Origin of the sequence: Candidatus Pelagibacter communis, assembly GCF_001179945.1 — a bacterium.
In the GTDB taxonomy this organism is placed as follows: domain Bacteria; phylum Pseudomonadota; class Alphaproteobacteria; order Pelagibacterales; family Pelagibacteraceae; genus Pelagilacustribacter; species Pelagilacustribacter ubique_A.
This window is the reverse complement of record NZ_CVSG01000026.1, coordinates 1-1,154: the sequence shown is the minus strand read 5'-3', so window position 1 is coordinate 1,154 and position 1,154 is coordinate 1. Positions and strand designations below refer to the sequence as shown.

The following is a 1,154-nucleotide window of genomic DNA, read 5'->3' as shown; positions in this document are numbered from 1 at the left end:
GCTAATCCAAATTCAGTATTTGATGTTCCAGCTGTTGTCTCAAATTCGCTAGAGTAAAGTCCAAATGTTTGTCTAACTCCCATCGTAGTGCAAACAACAAAGCAAGCAGCTACCAAGGCATATAATGCAGTTTTGTTTGGGAAAAAATTTTTAATCATTTAATTTTTTTTAATCCTTGTTTTAAATCATTAATTAAATCTTTTGGGTCTTCTAAGCCAATATGAAGTCTTACAATGTGCTCGTCTTTATTAAATCGATAAAATTGGCGCCCTCTTAAATATTCATCTTTTTTTGAACTTTTAATCTCTTGAAGAATAGCTAGACTTTCAAAACCTCCCCAGCTATAGCCAATTCCAAATAATTTAAGAGAATTTACAAAGGCGATCACCGAAGATTTTTTTTTACTTTTTACGACAATAGATAGCAAACCTGTGGCTCCAGAGTAATATTTTTTCCAAAGTTTATAATTTTTGCTTGAAGAATTATGCGGATATAATATTTCTTTAATTTTTTTTTGTCTTTTTAAAAATTTAATTATAGTTTTTGTATTCTCATAATGTTGATTTAGTCTGGTATCTAAAGTTCTTAAACCTCTAATGATTAGGTAAGCCTCATCAGCTGACATTCTGTATCCTGATAATTTATAGAAGAACATTATTTTTTTAAAAACTTTTTTATTTACAGCGAGAGAACCACCCATAGCATCTGAGTGACCAGAAAAATATTTTGTAGCAGAGCAAAAAGACATATCAAATCCTAATTTCAATGGTTTAAGATAAAGCGGTGTTCCCCAGGTATTGTCGAGCAATGTGTAAATTTTTTTTCTTTTAGCTAACTTGACAATTTTATTTAAATCTTGAAATTCAAAAGTATTACTCCCCGGATTTTCAACTAAAATCATTTTTGTTTTATTTGATATTTTTCTTTTTAAATCATCTAAAGAGTCAGGATTGTAAAATTTGGCATTAACTTTAAATTCTTTCATGAGTTCTTGGGATATTTCTTTTGTAGGGCCATAAACATTGTCTGAAACTAAAATTTCGTCTTCAGGTCTACATAGAGCCATTAATGCTAAAGCAATTCCTCCAAATCCTGTGCCTGTTAGAAAAACGTGATAAGCCTGTTCTAATTCTTTTAAAATATTCTCAAGTTCA

1 protein-coding gene is annotated in these 1,154 nt (G+C 29.9%); it reads right to left on the bottom strand.

Going from position 1 to position 1,154, the window contains the following annotated elements:
* Window positions 1-154: 154 nt before the first annotated feature.
* The coding region (locus AMN78_RS00885; protein ID WP_075533745.1) for a trans-sulfuration enzyme family protein at window positions 155-1,154 on the bottom strand (1,000 nt) is incomplete at its 5' end.